Genomic DNA, 18,002 nt, shown 5'->3' on the forward strand with positions numbered 1-18,002 from the left:
AGCCGGGCCGGGGACCCGGCCCGGCTGCGGGGCCGGTCAGGCCGGCGCCGGGACCCGGTCGAGGAAGCCGAGGACGGTGCGGATCCGCCCGTCCCCGTCGGTCACCGCGACGTCGAACCCGGCGATCGGGGCGTCCTGCCCGTCGGGGCCGAGGATCCACGTGAAACGCAGCTGGTCGTGGTGGGCGTCGACCGGGCCGGCCAGGCGGAACACGAAGCCGGGGAACTGTGCCTGGACGGCGGCGATGGTCGCCTCGATGGCCTCGCGGCCGGTGACGTCGGCCAGCGGGTCGGTGTAGCGGGCGTCCTCGGTGAACACCTCGGCGACCGCGGCGCGGCGGGCGGCGGGGTCGGTGGCGTTCCAGGCGGTGAGGTAGCGCTCGGCGAGCTGCGGGGTGGCGGTCATGGCGGGATCTCCTCGGGTCGGGACGGATCAGGAACGGCGCAGGCCGGCGGCCTGCAGCACGGCGAAGGCGGCGACGACGGCGGCCTGCAGGACCAGCCAGACGACGCCGGTGGGGGTGGGCGTGCCGACGCCGGCGAGCACGACGGCGACCGAGCCGGCGGCCCAGAGGGCGTTGGCGGTGACGACCGCGCGGACGGCGGACGGCACCGGCCGGGTGCCGACCAGCCACACGGCGACGGCGTAGGCCAGGAGGAGGACGCCGGTGCCGCGCAGCCAGCCGGGCGGCAGGCCGAGCAGGTCGGCGAGGGGAGACGCGGCGAGGACGTACGCCGCGCCGTTGAGCCCGGTGACGACGGCGTCGAGCCGCAGCGCCAGCCGGAGCAGGGACGCGGGTGCGGGGCGGGTGGTCGTGGTCATGGCGACCACGGTGGCCGCGCCGCGGAGGCGGGTCGATTACCTGCGAGGTAAGCGACGGGGACGGCGTCCGTCGCTAGCGTCCCGGGCATGACCGCCGTCGAGACCCGGTCCTCCGTGGGGGAGCTGCTGCGCGGCTGGCGGCAGCGGCGCCGGCTGTCGCAGCTGGACCTCGCCAGCGACGCCGGGGTGTCCACCCGGCACCTGAGCTTCGTGGAGACCGGGCGGGCGCGACCGAGCCGGGAGATGGTGCTGCACCTGGCCGAGCAGCTGGAGGTCCCGCTGCGCGAGCGCAACGAGCTGCTGCTGGCCGCCGGCTACGCCCCGGTCTACGGACGCCGGCGACTGGAGGACCCCGACATGTCCGCCGTCCGGACGGCGCTGGACCACGTGCTGACCGCGTACGAGCCCTACCCCGCGGTGGTCGTGGACCGGGCCTGGGAGCTGGTGGCCGGCAACCGCAGCGTCGCGCTGCTCACCGACGGCGCCGATCCGGCCCTCCTCGAGCCGCCGGTGAACGTGCTGCGGCTGGGCCTGCACCCGCGCGGGCTGGCGCCGCGGATCCTCAACCTGCCGCAGTGGCGCACCGCGCTGCTGACCCGCCTGGCCCGCGAGGCGCACCTCACCGCCGACCCGGGCCTGGCCGCGCTGCACCGGGAGCTGGCGGCGCTGCCCGGCGGGGTCGACCGGCGGCCGCCGGACGGGATCGCCGTCCCGCTGCGGATCCGGCACGGGGACGACGTCCTGTCGTTCCTCAGCACCGTCACCACGTTCGGCACAGCGGTGGACCTCACCGCGGCGGAGCTGTCGGTGGAGGCGTTCCTGCCCGCCGACGCGCGCACCGCCGAGGTCCTCCACCGCTCCCGAGACGAGCATGGCGCGGGAACCACCCCGGACGACCGGGGAGTGGTTCCCGCGCCATGATCGCGCGGCCCCGTCCCGAGGCCCACCGCGAGCTGGGCGATGAGGGGGACGGGGTCCTCCTACTGCAGGAGGTCGAACTCGTTGAACGCCGCGCCGCCGGAGAGGGTGGCGTAGCCCGGGCCGCGGTCGAAGAACGGCTCCTCGCCGGTGCGGGCGGCCCGCCTCTCGTCCCGCAGCGCCGTGGTGGCGGCCTCGTCGGCGGTGCCGTCCTCGCGGACGACCACGCCGTAGTCCTTTCGGGCGCCGGTCACCGACACCTTCCGCCACGCGATGTCCCGCAGGACCTCCTCCACCGGGCGGTCGAGCGGGTCGCCCCAGCCGCCGCCACCCGTCGTCCGGATGCGGACGACGGTGCCGGCCTTGAGCGGCTCGGCGTCGGCCAGCGCGTCGACCTCGTGCTCGTCCGGACCGCCCGGGTCGACGGTGATCTGGAACGGCCGGCCGGCCTTGCCGCCCTTGACCCCCCAGCAGGCCAGGATCGAGCGGTCGGCGATCGACATGAAGTGCGCGTCGCGCAGCACCCGGATGTGCTTCTCGTAACCGCACCCACCGCGGTAGCGGCCCGGGCCGCCGGAGTCCACCGCCAGGCCCAGCCGCTCGACCCGGAGCGGGAAGCGCCCCTCGGTGAACTCGGTGGGCAGGTTCCGGGAGTCCGGGACGACGTGGATGGTGTCCTCGCCGTCGGCGTAGTACCGGCCACCCGAGCCGCCGCCGAGCACCTCGCGCATGAGGTAGGGCTGGCCGTCGAAGTCGGTGCCGTAGACCCCGGTGTAGCGGATCGTCTCCTGGTCGGCCGGCATCCGGCCGCCGGTGGCCTTGGCCAGCACCCCGGCGAGGACGCCGAGCAGCCGCAGGATGACGAACGTCCGGGCGTTGGTGGGCGCCGGGAAGATGGGCGTGAGCAGCGTGCCCTTCTCCGGGAACCGCATCTCGATCAGCGGGACGACGCCCTCGTTGACGTCGAGCTCGGCCATGCGCTCGGGCGTCTCGGCCAGGTTGCGCAGGATCGGCGCGAGCCACTTCTTGAGGAAGTTGCCGTCGGCGTAGTCCCCGCAGTGGTTGATCGGGCCCTTCGCCTGCGGGCCGGTGCCGGTGAAGTCGATGACCAGCGGGGTCTCCCGGGTGGAGTCCATGGTCAGCGTGATCCGCTGCCGGTGCAGCTGCGGCTCCTCCACGCCGTCGTGCTCGGCGTAGTCCTCCCAGACGTAGGTGCCGTCGGGGATCTGCGACAGGATCTCCCGCCGGTAGACCTCGGTGGAGTTGGCCAGGATCGCGTCGAAGCACGCCTCGACCGCCTCCACGCCGTACCGGTCGAACAGCTCGCCCAGCCGCCGCGCGCCGGCCAGGCAGGCCGAGCACTCGGCGTCGAGGTCGGCGGCCAGCGAGTCGGGCATCCGCGAGTTGCGGGTCATGATCTTGAGTGCGGACTCGTTGGGCACGCCGCGGTCCCACAGCTTGATCGGGGGGACCATCAGGCCCTCCTCGTACACGCTGGTCGCCGCCGACGGCATGGAGCCGGGCACCGCGCCGCCGATGTCGTCGTGGTGGCCGAACGCCTGGATGAACGCGACGACCTGGGCCCGCCCGTCGACCTCGGCGAACACCGGCACCGTGACGCACAGGTCGGGCAGGTGGCCGATGCCACCCTCGGAGAGGTAGACGTCGTTGTGGAAGAAGACGTCCCCGACGTTCATCTCCTCGATCGGGTAGTCGCGCACCACCGGGTGCACCAGCGCCGAGTACGACCGGCCGGTGAGCTTGCGCAGCTGGCGGTCGTGGATGCCGGCGCGGAAGTCGTGCGCGTCGCGGATCATCGGCGAGCGCGAGGTGCGGCCGATGGAGGTCTCGACCTCCTTCTCGATCGCGGCCAGCGTGCCGGCCACGATCTCGACGAGCACCGGGTCGGCGGCGACCTTGTCGTCGGTGAGGCTCACTTGTCCGACTCCTTCGTCAGCAGCAGGTTCCCGTGGGTGTCCACGGTGGCCCGGAAGCCCGGGTGCACCGGCACCGTGGAGCCGAACTCCTCGATGACGGCCGGGCCGGGGACGACGTCCCCGGGGCCGAGGTCGGGCCGGTTGTAGGTCGGGGTGTCGACCCAGTCGTCGAAGAACACCCGGCGCGAGCCGGTGCGGGCCCGGTCGGGCCCGCCGTCCCGGACCGTGAGCTCCACCATGTCCGGCCGCCGGATCGGGCCGATCCCGCTGACCCGCAGGTTGACCCACTCCACGGCCTGGCGCGGGTCGTCGGCGAAGTCGTAGCCGTACAGCTGCCGGTGCGCGGCGTGGAAGGCCTGGGCGACGGCCTCGGCGGCCGAGGCGTCCAGCCCGCCCTCGGCGACCGGCACCCGCACCTCGAACGCCTGCCCGACGTAGCGCAGGTCGGCCGTGCGCTGCATGCGCTGCTGGTCGCGGGCGAAGCCCTCGCCGTCCAGCGCCACCTGGGCCTGGCCCTCGAGGTCGGCGAAGACCGCCTGCACCCGGGCGAGGTCGAGGTCGGCGTGCTTGGACACCACGGTCTGCACGTAGTCGTTGCGGACGTCGACGGTCAGCAGGCCGAACGCGCTGACGTTGCCCGGGTTCGGCGGCACCAGGGTGCGCGGCAGGTTGAGGATGTCCATCAGCCGGCAGGCCAGCAGCGAGCCGGAGCCGCCGAACGTGGTCAGCGTGAAGTCGCGGACGTCGAGGCCGCGGGCGACGGTGACCTGGCGCAGCGCGTTGGCCTGGTTCCACGCGGAGATCTCGAGGATGCCGGTGGCGGTCCTCTCCAGCGGGAGGTCCAGCTTCCCGCCGAGCTGCTCGAGCCCGTCGCGGGCGGCGTCCACCGACAGCGGGATCTCCCCGCCCAGCAGGTGCGGCGGGATCCGGCCGAGGACGACGTGCGCGTCAGTGACGGTCGGCTGGTCGCCGCCGTTCGGGTAGCACATGGGGCCCGGGTCGGCGCCGGCCGACCTGGGGCCGACCTTGAGCGTGCCCTCCGGCGACAGCCAGGCGATCGAGCCGCCCCCCGCGCCGACGGTGACGACGTCGATCATCGGGATCTTGGACGGGTACTCCCCGACCGAGCCCTCGGTGGTGAGCGTCGGCTCCCCGTCGATGACCACGGTGACGTCGGTGGAGGTGCCGCCGCCGTCGCAGGTGAGCACGCGGTCGAACCCGGCGGTGCCCGCGATGAGCGCCGCGCCGAGCGCGCCGGCGGCCGGGCCGGAGAGCATGGTGGTGATCGGCTGGTGCACGACCTCGCCGGCGGACAGGACGCCGCCGTTGCTCTTCATCACGTAGAACGGCACGCCCGGCGCGATCTCGTCCAGGCGGGTGCGGATGTTGGTGACGTACGCGCCGACCCTCGGCTTCACCGCGGCGTCGACCAGCGTGGTCACCGAGCGCTCGTACTCGCGGTACTCCCGCAGCACCTCGCTGGACAGCGAGACGACCGCGCCCGGGTGCTCCTCGCGGATGACCTCGAGCATCCGCCGCTCGTGCGCGTCGTTCGCGTAGGCGTGCAGGAAGCAGACGCCCAGGGTGGTGATGCCGGCGTCCCGGAAGAAGCGGGCCGCGGCGCGGGCGTCGTCCTCGTCGAACGGCCGGACCTCCTCGCCCCTGTGGTCGAGGCGCCCGCGCACCGTCCGCACGAGGTCGGCCGGCACGATCCGCGGCGGCTTGACCCAGAAGTAGCTGTTGCCGTACCCGTCGGGCACCGACTGCCGGGCGATCTCCAGCACCGACTCGTAGCCCTCGGTGGTGACGAACCCGATCCGGTCGAGCTTGCCCTCGAGCAACTGGTTGGTGGCGACCGTCGTCCCGTGGCTGACCGCGGTGACCGCGTCGCCGGACAGGCCCATCAGGTCCAGCACCTTGCGGACGCCGTTGAGGAAGCCCTCGGCGGGGTCGGCGGGGGTGGACGGCGTCTTGGTCGTGGTGGTCTGCCCGGTCTCCTCGTCCACCGCGACGACGTCGGTGAACGTCCCCCCGGTGTCGATGCCGATGCGGACCCGGCGGGGTGGCGCACTCATGGCCGGTATCTTAGCGTTGAGATACCGCCGGACGGAAGGTGCGCCGGGGAGCCCACCCGGCGAGTCGGTCCGGCACCCGTCGCCGCCGTCACCCGCGCTCGGGGCCGCCCTCGGTCCCGCGCTCCACCGAGCCGGCGGCGGTGCCGGCGTCCTCGCTCCCGTCCTCGCGAGGAGCGACGGTCCCGGCCGGACGCTCGACGTCGTCCGCGCCGGGTCGGGTGTCCTCGTCGCCGTCGTACAGCGCGTCGTCCGGAGCCAGGAAGGCGTCGTCGGGACCGGTCATGGCTGCTCCCTCGGTCGGGGTCGTGGTGTGTGTGTACCCGTCCTCGTCGTGGTCGGTGCACACATCGTGGCCCTCCGGGTGCCGGGACGACGCTCGGTGCTCACCCGGTGACCTGCACGTCCCCGAGTGGTGCCCGCCGGAACGCCGCCAGCCGCTCGGCGGCGGTGGTGACGGACGCCCGGAGCGACGGCGCCGGGTCGCGCCACAGCTCGACCGCGACGGTGAGCGAGCGGCCGGACTTCCGCGGCCGCCAGGTGCCGGCCACCTCGCCGTCGGCCAGCACCGCGCCGGGCCGGCCGAGCACCGGCCACAGCACCTTGGCGTGCGTGCGGTCGGGGACCAGCACCTCACGGTCCCGGGCCTGCAGGAACAGGTCGAACGGGCCGAGCAGTGCCGTTCCCGACGCCGGGGGCACCTCGTCGAGCCGGTCGGCGTCCGCGGCGAGCAGCCAGCGCCGCTCGCCGCCCACGTCGACCTCCACGGCGTCCTCCGGCCAGTGGCCCCGCACGTCGGCCACCGGTGCGTCCAGGTACCCGGCGACGAGCCCGGGCGTCGTCGGACCGAGCAGCCGGAGGCACCCGCGGACGACGTCGAACCGCGGCGGGACGGTGGCGCTCGGCGTCAGCCCCGGCACCGGGCGCAGCACCGGCGGCGAGGTGCCCGGCTCCAGCTCCAGCCCGGCGCGGAGGGCGGCCAGCCGGAACGGTTGCTCCCAGGGGTGGACGGCGTCGCACGGGCGGCAGTGCCGCAGGTGGGGGTCGTCGAGCAGCGCGGTGAGCCGGCGGGAGACCTCGCCCTTGACCGTCGGGGAGGTGACCACCGAGCGCATGGCCGCGGCGATGGTGTCCAGCGCCTCGAGGTTCCCGATGCCGGCGGCCCGTAGCGGCCGGGCCGCGTCGTAGATCCGCTTGCCCGCGTCGGCGTCGGAGAACGGGGCGGTCGCGGCGGCGACGGCCGGGAGGTCGGCCCGGCGGTAGAGGTGCGGGGCGCCGCGGATGGTCCACACGGTGGCCAGCGCACCCTCCGGGATGCTCGCCACGTCGACGCCGCGCAGCGCCAGTGCCCACAGGCCGCCGTCGGGCCCGGTGTCCTGGACGCCGAGGTCGAGCACGGCGGTGTCGTCGAGGTCGCCGGCCGGCCGGTCGAGCTGCTGGGCGTGCACCCGCAGGTCGAGCACCTGCCGCCGGGTCAGGGTGCGGGTCACGCGCGCACGCTATCGGGGGACGGCGACGCCCCGGCTGCCGTTGTCGTCCGGAGTGTGACCGTGGTCTCATGCCGGGACGCGGGCCGGGGGGCGCGCGCGAGGAGGAGGCGCGGCCGGTGGGTTCCTCCCTCTCCGACGCGTTCATCGCCGCGACCGGGGTGCTGCTGGCCGTGGTCGCCGCCGACGGCCGGGTCCTGCTCGCCAACCCGGCGGTGCAGCGGTTCACCGGCCGGCCGGCCGAGCAGCTGCTGGGCCGCTTGTTCTGGGAGGTGTGGATCGCGCCCGAGCACGTCGAGCTGGCGAAGGACGCCGTCGCCCGGGCGATCGCCGGCGGGACCGCACACCCCCAGGAGGCGGACTGGATCACCGGGGACGGTGGGCGGCGGCGGGTCGCCATGCACAACGACGTGCTGGTCGGCCACGACGGCCGGCCGTACGCGGTCGCCTGCGTGGGCATCGACGTCACCGACCAGCGGCAGCGGGAGGCCCGCCTGCACGAGCGGGCCGAGACCGACCGGCTGACCGGCATCCCGCACCGCGGTGCGCTCTTCGACGCCCTGCGTCGGCACCTGGACCCCGTCGACGGCGCCGGCTGCGCGGTGCTCTTCTGCGACCTGGACCGGTTCAAGCTGGTCAACGACGACCACGGGCACGGCGTCGGCGACAGCCTGCTCAGCGAGGTCGCCACCCGGCTGGGCCGGCTGGTGCGCCCGGGGGAGCTCGTGGCCCGGTTCGGCGGCGACGAGTTCGTCCTCCTCGTCCCGGGGGACGACGCCGAGCGGGTGTCGGCGCTCACCGGGTGCGTGGTCGCGGCGCTGGCCCCGCCGTTCGACACCACGTCCGGGTCGTTGTCGATCGGGGTCAGCATCGGCGCGGCGGTGGGCCGGCCCGGCGAGGCGCCCGACGACCTCATCGCCCGCGCCGACCGCGCCATGTACGGCAGCAAGACCCACCGGCGCCGGCGCACGGCCGGCGACGGCGCCGATCAGCGCCGAGGCCGGCCGATGCCCACCGCGTAGAGCACCGCCAGGACGGCGCCGGGCGGGCCGGCCACCCACAGCCACCACGGGTACACGAGATCCCCGGTGGTGAGCGAGACCAGGCCCCACACCACCAGGTTCACGGACACGACGCTGGCCCAGACGATGGTCAGCACCCGCATCGCCACCCCGCCGGCGTCGTCGGTGAACACCCGGCCCAGCGGCGGCGGGGTCGGCGCCGGGGGCGGGGGTGGTGGGGGCTCGGGCAGGTCGCGGGTCACCCGCGCCAGGTCGCCACGGGTGCGCGCCGCCCACACCGTCTGCACCCGGGTGTCGAACTCGTGCAGGTCCAGCTGTCCGGCGGCCACCGCCCGGCGCAGCCGCTCCTGGACGGCGGCCCGCTCGGGGTCGGAGACGCGCATCTCGTCCGCGCGTACGGGATCGGTCACCGCGCGATCGTGGCACCCGTCGCCGGGCGGTTGCGGGGCGACCGACGCTGCCCGGCGCGTCGTTGCGTCGGTTCCCGCGCGTTCGCACCGATGACCGTGCGGGCGAGCGGCAGTCTCCAGAGCGTGATCATCGTGGCGGGCCACCTGACCGTGCGGCCGGAGGACCGGGCCGCCCACCTCGCGGGGTGCCGGGCCGTCGTCCAGCAGGCGCGCGCCGCTCCGGGCTGCCTGGACTTCGCGGTCACCGCCGACCTGCTCGACGACGGCCGGATCGACGTCTTCGAGCGGTGGCGGACCCGCGCCGAGCTGGAGGCGTTCCGCGGCACCGGCCCCTCCGACGCGCAGACCGCCGTCCTGCTCGGTGCGGCCGTGGCGGAGTACGACGTCGTCCCCGCGCACGGGGGCACGCCGCTGCCCGTGCCGGACTCCATCGGCTCCCCCGCGGCGAGCGCCCTCCTCCACCGGGGTGTCCGTGACCTGCGTGACCTCACGGCGCTCACCGAGCGTGAGCTGCTGTCCTGGCACGGCATCGGCCCGAAGGCGGTGTCCCGCCTCCGGGAGGCGATGGCCGCACAGGGCCTCGCGTTCCGGAGCTGAGCGCCTCGGGCGCCCGGTCGCCGTGCGCTGTCGCCGGGTCGCTAGCCGCGGTACCGGGCGGGGCTCTCCTCGACGTAGGGGGAGGAGGGCCCGCGGTCGGGGGCGTACGCCCCGGTGTCCCCGCCGTGGTCGGCGAGCGCGAGCGCCGCTGCGCTCCAGGCCGAGCCGCCCGCGACGACCACCCTGAGCTGCCGGGGCAGGTCCTCCGGATCGTCCTCCTTGAGCAGGTAGCCGGCCGCGCCGAGGGCCCTCGCCTCGCCGGCCGTGGCCCGGGTGAGCGCGCCGGTGAGCATGACGACGCGGACCCCGGGGTGCACGGCGCGGACCTGCCGGGTCGCCTCGATGCCGTCCACGCAGGGCATCGTCACGTCCATCAGCACGACGTCGGGGTGGGTGCCGGCGATGGCGTCGAGGACCTGGCTGCCGTCGGAGCACTGGCCGACGACCTCGATGTCGTCGGTGCCGGCGAACAACTCGACGAGTGCGTCGCGGATGAGGGCGTGGTCGTCTGCGATGAGCACCCTGATCGGCATCGAGCGTCTCCTCGGTCCGGTTCCCCCCTGCCACTGGTCGAGGCCGGTGCCCGTACCCCGGGGCCCGGCTGACGATGCACGGGACGGGCAGCCGGACAGCCGGGCCGACCGGTCACTCCCCGTCGGAGGGTGGGCCGACAGGCACTCGGCTCACTCGGCGTCGGCCTGCCAGAGGTCGGGGCCGAAGACCTCGTACTGGATGTCGCGGGTGTGCACGCCGCGGTCGATGAGCGCGCTGCGCACCGCCTTCATGAACGGCAGCGGGCCGCAGAGGTAGTAGACGGCGTCGTCGGGGAGGTCGACCTCGGCGAGGTCCATGACCCCGTCGTGCACGCCGTCCACCGGCAGGCTGCACTCCGCACCGCGCTCGAACCAGACGTGCAGCTTCCCGTCGGCGAGGACCTCGAGGTCGTCGACCACCTGCTGGCGCAGCGCCCACGAGGACTCGTCGAGGTCGGCGTGCAGCAGGGTGACGTCGAGGTGGGAGCCGGCCGCCGCGAGGTGGGAGATCATCCCGGCCATCGGGGTGACGCCGATCCCGGCGCTGGCGAACACCGCCGGCCGGGAGTCGTCGAGCACGACGTCACCGAAGGGCAGGGACATCGTGACGGTGTCGCCGACGTCGATGCTGTCGTGCAGCAGGGTGGACACCTCGCCGTCGGGCTTGCCGTTGCCGTGCACCCGCTTCACCGCGAAGGACCGGTGCTCGCCGTCGTCGGCGCGGGTGAGGCTGTACTGCCGGGGCTGCCGGACGTCGTCGGACACGGGCATGCGCACGGTGACGTACTGACCGGGCAGTGACGTCTTGACCAGGCGGTCGTCGATGCGCTTGACGGTGAAGACGACGACGTCGTCGGTCTCCCGGCGCTTGTCGACGACCTCCCAGTCGCGCCACACCGTCTCCGGCCGGACCCCTCGGGCGCTGTAGAGGCCGCGCTCCTGGTTGATCAGCGCCCAGGCCATCAGCCAGTAGACCTCGTCCCAGGCCGCGGCCACCTCGGGGGTGACGGCGTCGCCGAGGACGTCGGCGATCGCCCAGAAGAGGTGGTCGTGCACGACCTGGTACTGCTCGGGGCGGATGCCCAGCGAGGCGTGCTTGTGCGCGACCCGGCTGAGCAGGTGCTCGGGCAGCTGGTCGGGGTGGTTGACCAGGGCACTGGCGAACACGGCCACGGACCCGGCCAGCGCCTGCTGCTGGGTGCCCTCGGCCTGGTTGCCCCGGTTGAAGGTGCCGTCGAGCAGTTCGGGGTGCTCACCGAAGAGGTGCTGGTAGAAGCGCTCGGCGATCGTGCCGATGTTCTCGCCCACCACGGGCAGGGTGGCCTCGATGACGGGCCGGGACTTCTCGGACAGCACGACGGCTACCTCCCCCTTCGCTGGCGTGGGACGGGTCCGTCACCACCTGACCCCCGTAACCCCCGGTGGCGGGTGCTACGCATGGACCGGCCGGTCACTCCTCGAGGAGCCGGCGGAGGATGCGCGCCAGCGCGGCGCGGTCGGCGGCGTCGAGCCGGCCGAAGAGGTCCTCGGTGTCGGCCGACCGGGCCGCGGCCACCTCGGCCTGCACCTGCCGGCCCGCGGCGGTCGGCGCCAGGACGACGGCCCGCCGGTCGGTGGGGTCGGGGGTGCGCTCCGCCAGCCCCCGGGCCTGCAGTGCGTCGGCGACCTCGGTGGCCGAGCGCGGGGCGATGTGGAGTGCCTCGGCGAGGTCGGACAGGCGGACACCGTCGCGCTCGCAGACCACCCTCAGGGCGCGGGCGTGGTGGGGGGAGAGCTCCCACGGTGCCAGGGACTCCCGCCAGCGCCGCCGTTGGGCGCGGGCGACCCGCGCGAGCAGCTCGCCCAGCGCCGCGGGGTCGTCGTCGGACACGGGGGAAGGGTACCGGGCACACTGTGGTTCCCTCATACTGAGGTAACCACAGCATCATGGAGGTGATCGTCGTCGAGGAGATGACGAGAGGGCCGGGTGGCGGGGGCGGGCGCTCGGGGCGCACCGTCGACCCCGCCGACCGGGCCCAGCTGGAGCGCTCCCCGGTGCCGCTGCGCCGGGTGACCGCGCTGTTCGCGCCCTACCGGTGGCAGGTGGCCACGGTGGTCGTGCTGATCGGCACCGCGTCGGTGGTGGCCCTGGCCGCGCCGTTCCTGGTCCGCCTGGTGATCGACGAGGCGCTGCCCCGCCAGGACGTGCGGCTGCTGGCCTGGGCGGTGGCCGGGATGCTGGCGGTCGCCGCCGTCACCGCCGTCCTCGGGGTGGTGCAGACGTGGCTGTCGACGACCGTCGGGCAGCGGGTCATGCACGGCCTGCGGACGGCGGTGTTCACCCACCTCCAGCGGCAGTCGCTGGGCTTCTTCACCCGCACCCGCGGCGGGGAGGTGCAGTCCCGGCTGACCAACGACATCGCCGGCATGCAGTCGGCGGTGACCTCGACCGCCACCTCGCTGGCGTCCAACGCGACCACCGTGATCGGCACGGTCGTCGCGATGGTGGCGCTGTCCTGGCGGCTGTCCCTGCTCTCGCTCGTCGTCCTCCCGCCGGCGGTGCTGCTCACCCGCCGGGTGGCGCGCATGCGCCGCGCGGTGACCGCGCAGCGGCAGCGGCGCCTGGCCGACCTGCACGCGCAGGTCGAGGAGGGGCTGTCGATCAGCGGCGTGCTGCTGGGCAAGACCCTCGGCGCGGGGCCCGTCCAGTCGCGGCGGTTCGCCGACACCTCGGCGGACCTCGTCGGCCTCGAGGTGCGCTCGCAGCTGGCCGGACGGTGGCGGATGGCCACGATGAGCATCGTCTTCGCCGGCATCCCGGCGCTGGTCTACCTGGCCGCGGGCCTGCCGGCGACCTCGGGCGGGATGACGATCGGCACCCTGGTCGCCTTCACCACCCTGCAGGGCGCGTTGTTCCGCCCGCTCATGCAGCTGCTCGACGTCGGCGTCACGGTGACCAGCTCGATGGCGCTGTTCAGCCGGGTCTTCGAGTACCTCGACCTGCCGGTGGACATCGACGACCCGGCCGACCCCGTCCCGCTGGACCCGGCCGCCGTCCGCGGCGAGGTGCGCATCGAGGGCGTCTCGTTCACCCATGCCGACGGGCACCGGCCGGCGCTGGACGGCGTCGACCTCGCCGTCCCCGCGGGCACGACGCTGGCGCTGGTCGGGGAGACCGGCTCGGGCAAGAGCACGCTCGCCGCACTGGTCGCCCGGCTGGCCGACCCGACCGCGGGCCGGGTCACCATCGACGGCGTCGACGTGCGCGACCTGTCCCTGGCCACGCTGGCGCAGGTCGTCGGTGTCGTCGCGCAGGAGACCTACCTCCTCCACACGACCGTGCGGGAGAACCTCCGGCACGCCCGGCCCGGCGCCACCGACGCCGAGATCGAGGACGCCGCCCGCCGCGCGCAGGTGCACGACGTGATCGCCGCCCTGCCCGACGGCTACGACACCGTCGTCGGCGCGCGGGGGCACCGCTTCTCGGGCGGGGAGAAGCAGCGGCTGGCGATCGCCCGCACGCTGCTGCGCGATCCCCGGGTGCTGGTGCTCGACGAGGCGACCAGCGCGCTGGACACCACGACCGAGCGGGCCGTGCAGGCCGCCCTCGACGAGGCCGGCCGCGGCCGGACGACGATCACCATCGCGCACCGGTTGTCCACGGTCCGCGACGCCGACCGCATCGCCGTCCTCGCCGGGGGGCGCCTCGTGGAGTCCGGCACGCACGAGCAGCTGCTCGCCGCCGGCGGGCGGTACGCGGAACTGGTCGCGGCCGCCGACCGGGACGTCGTCCTGGCCGCCTGACCCGGCCGGTCACCCGGCCACCGGGGAGCCGAGCCGGCCGCGTACCGGTCGCGTGCGGCGTTCAGAGGGTCGGCGTCCACAGCTCCACGTGCTCGGACACCGCGGGGAAGACGACGAACAGCAGCAGCGCCGCCACGGCCAGCGCCAGGACCAGCGCCGTGACCGCCCGGACGCCGGTGCCGCCGGGCAGGTGCCGCCAGATCCACGAGTACACGTCTCAGACCTCCTCGAGGGCCGCCGGTCCGTCCGGCGACTCCGCCTTGGGCACCGAGCTCTCCAGGACCCCGTGCACGACCAGGCGCTCGCGGGTGGAGAACTTGGGGTGGCAGGTCGTCATCGTGAGGACGGCGCCGGTCGCCTCGCCGTTCATCGGACCCCACGGCGTCGGGGCGACGACGCTGCTCTCGCTCGGGTCGACCACGGTCGTCGTCGTCACCCGGTAGACGTGCCAGGTGTCCGCCGTCTCGACGACGACGGGGTCCCCGGGCTGGAGGACGTCGAGGGCGATGAACGGGCTGCCCCGGCCGACGCGGTGGCCGGCCATGGCGAAGTTCCCCTGCTCGCCGGGCATCGCCGTGCCGACGTAGTGGCCGGGGCCGTCCTCGAGCTCGTCGGGGTCGGTGCCCTCCACGACCGCCCGCTCCCAGTCCGCCCCGAAGCGCGGGATGTGCAGGAAGGCGAAGGCCTCGCCGAAGTCGGGCCCGTCGTCCGGGGACGGCGTCGACCACTCCTGGCGGAGGTCGTCGGCGACCTGCTCCTGGGCCCGGTCGCTGAACAGGTCGGTGATCCAGACCTCGTAGGCGACGTAGAGGAGCACCACGGCGCCGATGGTGACCGCGAGCTCGCAGAGCCCGCGGAAGAACGTGCGGATCATCGGTCCCCCTGTCCCGATGGAGTGCGTCCCGCCCGCCGGGTGCCGGCGGACGGGACGCGGGTGCTCCGGTCAGGAGGCCGAGTTGGCCTTGCGGCGACGGCTCACGACCAGGCCGGCGCCACCGCCGGCGAGGACCAGACCGCCGATGGCGGCCAGACCCAGGACGTCGGCACCGGTGTTGGGCAGCGGCAGGCCGTACTCGGTGGGCGCGGTCGGGTCGGTCGGGTCGGTCGGGTCGCCCCCGCCGGTGCCCGGGACGGTGACGGTGACGGCCAGCTCGGTGGTGACCGAGGCGCCGGCGTCGTCGACGACGGTGAGCTTCACCGTGTAGGTGCCCGAGGCGGCGTAGGTGTGCTGCGCCTCGGTGCCGCCCACGACCGGCGCGGTGCCGTCACCGAAGTCCCAGGTGTGGCTGGCGATCTCGCCGTCGGGGTCGCCGGTCACGGCGGTGAAGGTGTAGGCCGCGCCCTGGTTGGTGGCCGTGAAGGTCGCCGTGGGGAGCTGGTTCTCCGGGTCCGGGTTCTCGGTGCCCGAGCTGAACACGAAGTCGTTGCAGCCGAAGGTCATGCCGTGCACGACGGCGTCGGCACCCGGCTGGTAGAGGAGCTGGAAGCCCATGGTCTCGATCGTGGCGTCGGGGTAGGCGGCGCTGATGTCGACGAGCGTGGCCTCGTCGGTGGCCTCGGAGGCCTCCGGGTCGACCTCGGTCAGCGGCCGGTCACTCCACCACAGGCCCTCCGGGTCGCCCGTGGCGGGCTGGTAGTACACCAGCCAGGAGGGGAGCCCACCGGCGGGCCCGTCGAGGTCGACCCACATCTCGTAGGTCGGGTGGTTCGCGAGGGGCTGGCCCTCGGCCAGGGTGACGTCGAGGGCGTAGTTCGACGGCGCCGTGGCCTGCGCCAGCGGGATGCCGAGCCCGTCCATGAAGTAGCCGGAGTAGGCCCAGCGGTCCGGGTCGACGTCGGCCGTCGGCAGGGTCATGTGCAGGCCCTCGGGCGTCATCTCGGCGGTGCCGCCGTCGCCGAAGCCGGACAGGGCACCGTTGAAGGCGGCCTCGAGGCCGGCCATGTCGAGCGTCGTGACCCCACAGTCGTTGGCGGAGGCGACGCTGGGCGCCACCGTGCTGATGAGGGCGAAGGAGCCGAGGCCCATGGCCCCGGCGGCGAGCATGCTGGTGGTGCGCTTCATCGTGACCCCCGTGATCGGATGGAGTTGTTCCCACGGAGCGGACCCCCCGCTCCGTGCGTGCTCCGACTCTCACCGGGGCGCGGGGGGTGGGGACACCCCCCGTTGACCCCCAGCAGCTCCCCATCCTGTGGGGACGTTCGGACGTGTCGTCACGGTCCGTGAGTGGATCCGGGGGCCTGCGCGACGGTCGGGCCCCCTCGGGGACGTCTCATGCCGCGTCCGGCATATGACCGGAGAGGCATACTGCGAGCGTGTTGGAGGTCACCTGGGCGGCGCTCTCGGACCCGACGAGACGCGCCGTCCTCGAGCTGCTGCGACGGCGGCCACGCTCCGTGAACGAGGTGGCCGCCGCCCTGCGGGTGACCCAGCCGGCGACCTCCAAGCACCTGCGGGTGCTCCGGGAGGCCGGCCTGGTCCGCGTGGCGCCGGACGCCCAGCGCCGCGTCTACGCCGTCGACCCGGCCCCGCTGGCCGAGCTGGACGCCTGGCTCGCGCCGTACCGACAGCTGGGCTCGCCGGACGGCGATGAGGCGGCGCCGCGCGCGACGTCCTAGGAGGGGAGGGCGGCCACCGGGGCCGGCCCCCGAGCTCCGGAGGCAACCGTGCGACCGCTCGTCGTCACCACGTTCCTGACCATGGACGGCGTCATGCAGGCCCCAGGAGGGCCGGGCGAGGACCCCTCGGGCGGCTTCACCCACGAGGGCTGGGTGGTGCCCCACTTCGACGAGGAGCTCGGCGCCCAGATCGAGGAGTGGTTCGTCCCCGCGCAGGACTTCCTGCTCGGACGCCGGACCTACGACATCTTCTACGCGTCGTGGCCGAAGATGCGGGACGAGAGCAGTGCGGTGTCGACCGGTCTCAACGACAAGACCAAGTACGTCGCCTCGCGGACCCTCACCTCGGTGGAGTGGGAGACCGCGCGGCTGCTGGCGGGCCCCGTGCCGGACGCCGTCCGGACGCTCAAGGCCGAGGACGGCGGCGAGCTGCAGGTGCACGGCTCCGCGGGGCTGGTGCAGACGCTCCTGCACGAGGACCTCGTCGACGAGCTGCGGCTGGTCGTCTTCCCGGTGACGCTCGGGCAGGGGAAGCGGCTGTTCGGCGAGGGCGCCGTCCCGCGGGCCTGGCGGCTGACGACGTCGAGGGCGACCGGCTCGGGCGTGCTGGTCGCCACCTACCGGCGCGCCGGCGAGGTGGAGACCGGCTCGATGGGGCCCGAGTACGAGGAGTGACACACCCGGGAAGGGCCGCGGCGCGCGACCGGTTGCTCGTGGCAACACCACCTGAGAGGCCTGTCCATGAGCATCCCGCTGTCCATCCTCGACCTGGCGCCGATCGCCCGTGGGACGACCGCGGCCGACAGCATCGCCGCGAGCGTCGCGCTCGCCCAGCGCGCGGAGCAGACCGGCTACCGGCGGGTCTGGTACGCCGAGCACCACAACATGCCGACGATCGCGTCCTCGGCGACCAGCGTCCTCATCGCGCACGTCGGCGCCCGGACGTCGTCCATCCGGCTCGGCGCCGGTGGCGTCATGCTGCCCAACCACTCGCCGCTGACCATCGCCGAGCAGTTCGGCACCCTCGACGCGATGTACCCCGGCCGGATCGACCTGGGCCTGGGCCGCGCCCCTGGCTCGGACCAGAACACGATGTACGCCCTGCGCCGCGACCCACGCTCGGCCGACCGGTTCCCGCAGGACGTCCTCGAGCTGCAGGCCTACCTCGCCGGCGACACCCGGGTGCCCGGCGTCGACGCCATCCCCGGCAAGGGGTCGAACGTGCCGCTGTACGTGCTCGGGTCGTCGATGTTCGGCGCCACGCTGGCCGCCGCCCTCGGCCTGCCCTACGCGTTCGCCTCGCACTTCGCCCCGGCGATGCTGAAGCCGGCGGTCGAGGCCTACCGGCGCGAGTTCAAGCCCTCGGCCCAGCTCGACGCCCCGTACGTGATCGCGGGGGTCAACGCCGTCGCCGCCGACACGCGTGCGGCCGCCGAGGCCGCGTACGCCGCCGTCCGGCGGACGCTGGCCGTCGGACTGTTCGGTCGCGGCCGGTCGCTGTCGGACGACGAGGCCCAGCTGCTGCTCGACGGCGGCGCGGGCCTGCACGTCGACACGATGCTGACCCACACCGCCGTCGGGACCCCGGCCGAGGTGCGCGAGTACCTCGCCGGCTTCGCCGCCGAGATCGAGGCCGACGAGCTGATCGTCGCCCACCAGTTCCCGGGTACCGAGGGCCGGCTGCGCTCCGTCGAGCTCACCGCCGAGGCGATGTCGCTGGTCCCCGCCTGACGAGCACGTCCCGTCGGTCCCCGCGGGAACCGACGTCGCTGTGGCCGTGGGCCCTCTCCGCGCGCGGAGAGGGC

General features: G+C 74.5%; 20 protein-coding genes. 7 read left to right on the forward strand and 13 right to left on the reverse strand.

Features of this window, described 5'->3' with window-relative positions:
• Window positions 1–36: 36 nt before the first annotated feature.
• A complete protein-coding gene (locus tag ACI78V_RS22035; protein ID WP_456854739.1) occupies window positions 37–405 on the reverse strand; it encodes a nuclear transport factor 2 family protein in 369 nt (122 codons plus the stop codon).
• 27 nt (window positions 406–432) lie between these two features.
• On the reverse strand, window positions 433–822 hold the full coding sequence (locus ACI78V_RS22040; RefSeq protein WP_456854741.1) for a hypothetical protein: 390 nt from the start codon (window positions 820–822) through the stop codon (window positions 433–435).
• A gap of 87 nt (window positions 823–909) precedes the next feature.
• Here ACI78V_RS22040 and ACI78V_RS22045 point away from each other — a divergent pair, with 87 nt between their 5' ends.
• Window positions 910–1,743 carry a helix-turn-helix domain-containing protein gene (locus ACI78V_RS22045; protein WP_456854743.1) on the forward strand — a complete coding sequence of 278 codons (834 nt, stop codon included), beginning with the start codon at window positions 910–912 and terminating at the stop codon, window positions 1,741–1,743.
• 59 nt (window positions 1,744–1,802) lie between these two features.
• On the opposite strand, the gene ACI78V_RS22050 is transcribed toward ACI78V_RS22045, so the two are convergent.
• From ACI78V_RS22050 to ACI78V_RS22065, 4 genes are all read right to left on the reverse strand, one after another.
• The gene (locus tag ACI78V_RS22050) at window positions 1,803–3,677 is read right to left on the reverse strand and encodes a hydantoinase B/oxoprolinase family protein (protein ID WP_456854745.1); all 1,875 of its coding nucleotides are present in this window, start codon (window positions 3,675–3,677) and stop codon (window positions 1,803–1,805) included.
• Complete coding sequence (locus ACI78V_RS22055) at window positions 3,674–5,752, reverse strand: hydantoinase/oxoprolinase family protein (protein WP_456854747.1); 2,079 nt, start codon at window positions 5,750–5,752, stop codon at window positions 3,674–3,676. Before ACI78V_RS22055 ends, ACI78V_RS22050 begins: the two co-directional genes overlap by 4 nt.
• An 88-nt stretch (window positions 5,753–5,840) precedes the next feature.
• Window positions 5,841–6,035, reverse strand: a complete 195-nt coding sequence (locus tag ACI78V_RS22060) for a hypothetical protein (protein ID WP_456854749.1) — start codon at window positions 6,033–6,035, stop codon at window positions 5,841–5,843.
• Between the two features lie 100 nt (window positions 6,036–6,135).
• Window positions 6,136–7,239 carry a DNA glycosylase AlkZ-like family protein gene (locus ACI78V_RS22065; protein WP_456854751.1) on the reverse strand — a complete coding sequence of 368 codons (1,104 nt, stop codon included), beginning with the start codon at window positions 7,237–7,239 and terminating at the stop codon, window positions 6,136–6,138.
• 116 nt (window positions 7,240–7,355) lie between these two features.
• Here ACI78V_RS22065 and ACI78V_RS22070 point away from each other — a divergent pair, with 116 nt between their 5' ends.
• A complete protein-coding gene (locus tag ACI78V_RS22070; protein WP_456854754.1) occupies window positions 7,356–8,258 on the forward strand; it encodes a diguanylate cyclase domain-containing protein in 903 nt (300 codons plus the stop codon).
• Here ACI78V_RS22070 and ACI78V_RS22075 read toward each other — a convergent pair.
• Window positions 8,225–8,668, reverse strand: a complete 444-nt coding sequence (locus ACI78V_RS22075) for a DUF1707 SHOCT-like domain-containing protein (protein ID WP_456854756.1) — start codon at window positions 8,666–8,668, stop codon at window positions 8,225–8,227. The genes ACI78V_RS22070 and ACI78V_RS22075 overlap by 34 nt on opposite strands.
• 123 nt (window positions 8,669–8,791) lie before the next feature.
• Between ACI78V_RS22075 and ACI78V_RS22080 the strand changes: the two genes are divergently transcribed.
• On the forward strand, window positions 8,792–9,265 hold the full coding sequence (locus ACI78V_RS22080; RefSeq protein WP_456854758.1) for an antibiotic biosynthesis monooxygenase: 474 nt from the start codon (window positions 8,792–8,794) through the stop codon (window positions 9,263–9,265).
• Between the two features lie 41 nt (window positions 9,266–9,306).
• On the opposite strand, the gene ACI78V_RS22085 is transcribed toward ACI78V_RS22080, so the two are convergent.
• The 3 genes from ACI78V_RS22085 to ACI78V_RS22095 form a co-directional block, all read right to left on the reverse strand.
• On the reverse strand, window positions 9,307–9,798 hold the full coding sequence (locus ACI78V_RS22085; protein WP_456854760.1) for a response regulator: 492 nt from the start codon (window positions 9,796–9,798) through the stop codon (window positions 9,307–9,309).
• A 150-nt stretch (window positions 9,799–9,948) separates the two neighbouring features.
• Entirely contained in the window at window positions 9,949–11,154 is a 1,206-nt protein-coding gene (locus tag ACI78V_RS22090) for a globin domain-containing protein (RefSeq protein ID WP_456854763.1), read from the reverse strand.
• A 94-nt stretch (window positions 11,155–11,248) separates the two neighbouring features.
• Window positions 11,249–11,668 (reverse strand): MarR family winged helix-turn-helix transcriptional regulator, encoded by a 420-nt coding sequence (locus ACI78V_RS22095; RefSeq protein WP_456854768.1) that lies wholly within the window; start codon window positions 11,666–11,668, stop codon window positions 11,249–11,251.
• 56 nt (window positions 11,669–11,724) lie between these two features.
• Here ACI78V_RS22095 and ACI78V_RS22100 point away from each other — a divergent pair, with 56 nt between their 5' ends.
• A complete protein-coding gene (locus tag ACI78V_RS22100) occupies window positions 11,725–13,581 on the forward strand; it encodes an ABC transporter ATP-binding protein (RefSeq protein WP_456854770.1) in 1,857 nt (618 codons plus the stop codon).
• A gap of 61 nt (window positions 13,582–13,642) precedes the next feature.
• Here ACI78V_RS22100 and ACI78V_RS22105 read toward each other — a convergent pair whose 3' ends face one another.
• The 3 genes from ACI78V_RS22105 to ACI78V_RS22115 form a co-directional block, all read right to left on the reverse strand.
• Window positions 13,643–13,795 (reverse strand): hypothetical protein, encoded by a 153-nt coding sequence (locus tag ACI78V_RS22105; protein WP_456854772.1) that lies wholly within the window; start codon window positions 13,793–13,795, stop codon window positions 13,643–13,645.
• A 3-nt stretch (window positions 13,796–13,798) separates the two neighbouring features.
• Window positions 13,799–14,455, reverse strand: coding sequence for a class E sortase (locus ACI78V_RS22110; protein WP_456854774.1), 657 nt, complete (start codon window positions 14,453–14,455; stop codon window positions 13,799–13,801).
• A gap of 69 nt (window positions 14,456–14,524) precedes the next feature.
• Window positions 14,525–15,643, reverse strand: coding sequence for a PKD domain-containing protein (locus ACI78V_RS22115; RefSeq protein ID WP_456854776.1), 1,119 nt, complete (start codon window positions 15,641–15,643; stop codon window positions 14,525–14,527).
• A 251-nt stretch (window positions 15,644–15,894) separates the two neighbouring features.
• On the opposite strand from ACI78V_RS22115, the gene ACI78V_RS22120 reads away from it, so the two are divergent.
• From ACI78V_RS22120 to ACI78V_RS22130, 3 genes are all read left to right on the forward strand, one after another.
• Window positions 15,895–16,197 (forward strand): ArsR/SmtB family transcription factor, encoded by a 303-nt coding sequence (locus tag ACI78V_RS22120; protein WP_456854779.1) that lies wholly within the window; start codon window positions 15,895–15,897, stop codon window positions 16,195–16,197.
• Between the two features lie 48 nt (window positions 16,198–16,245).
• Entirely contained in the window at window positions 16,246–16,872 is a 627-nt protein-coding gene (locus ACI78V_RS22125) for a dihydrofolate reductase family protein (protein WP_456854781.1), read from the forward strand.
• 66 nt (window positions 16,873–16,938) lie between these two features.
• The gene (locus ACI78V_RS22130) at window positions 16,939–17,928 is read left to right on the forward strand and encodes an LLM class flavin-dependent oxidoreductase (RefSeq protein WP_456854783.1); all 990 of its coding nucleotides are present in this window, start codon (window positions 16,939–16,941) and stop codon (window positions 17,926–17,928) included.
• Window positions 17,929–18,002 lie beyond the last annotated feature (74 nt).

The organism is Geodermatophilus sp. SYSU D00742, assembly GCF_054049935.1.

Coding starts and splice junctions, on each gene's coding strand:
- ACI78V_RS22035 (WP_456854739.1), bottom strand. CDS start 405: ATGACCGCCACCCCGCAGCTCGCCGAGCGCTACCTCACCGCCTGGAAC.
- ACI78V_RS22040 (WP_456854741.1), bottom strand. CDS start 822: ATGACCACGACCACCCGCCCCGCACCCGCGTCCCTGCTCCGGCTGGCG.
- ACI78V_RS22045 (WP_456854743.1), top strand. CDS start 910: ATGACCGCCGTCGAGACCCGGTCCTCCGTGGGGGAGCTGCTGCGCGGC.
- ACI78V_RS22055 (WP_456854747.1), bottom strand. CDS start 5,752: ATGAGTGCGCCACCCCGCCGGGTCCGCATCGGCATCGACACCGGGGGG.
- ACI78V_RS22060 (WP_456854749.1), bottom strand. CDS start 6,035: ATGACCGGTCCCGACGACGCCTTCCTGGCTCCGGACGACGCGCTGTAC.
- ACI78V_RS22085 (WP_456854760.1), bottom strand. CDS start 9,798: ATGCCGATCAGGGTGCTCATCGCAGACGACCACGCCCTCATCCGCGAC.
- ACI78V_RS22100 (WP_456854770.1), top strand. CDS start 11,725: ATGGAGGTGATCGTCGTCGAGGAGATGACGAGAGGGCCGGGTGGCGGG.
- ACI78V_RS22110 (WP_456854774.1), bottom strand. CDS start 14,455: ATGATCCGCACGTTCTTCCGCGGGCTCTGCGAGCTCGCGGTCACCATC.
- ACI78V_RS22115 (WP_456854776.1), bottom strand. CDS start 15,643: ATGAAGCGCACCACCAGCATGCTCGCCGCCGGGGCCATGGGCCTCGGC.
- ACI78V_RS22130 (WP_456854783.1), top strand. CDS start 16,939: ATGAGCATCCCGCTGTCCATCCTCGACCTGGCGCCGATCGCCCGTGGG.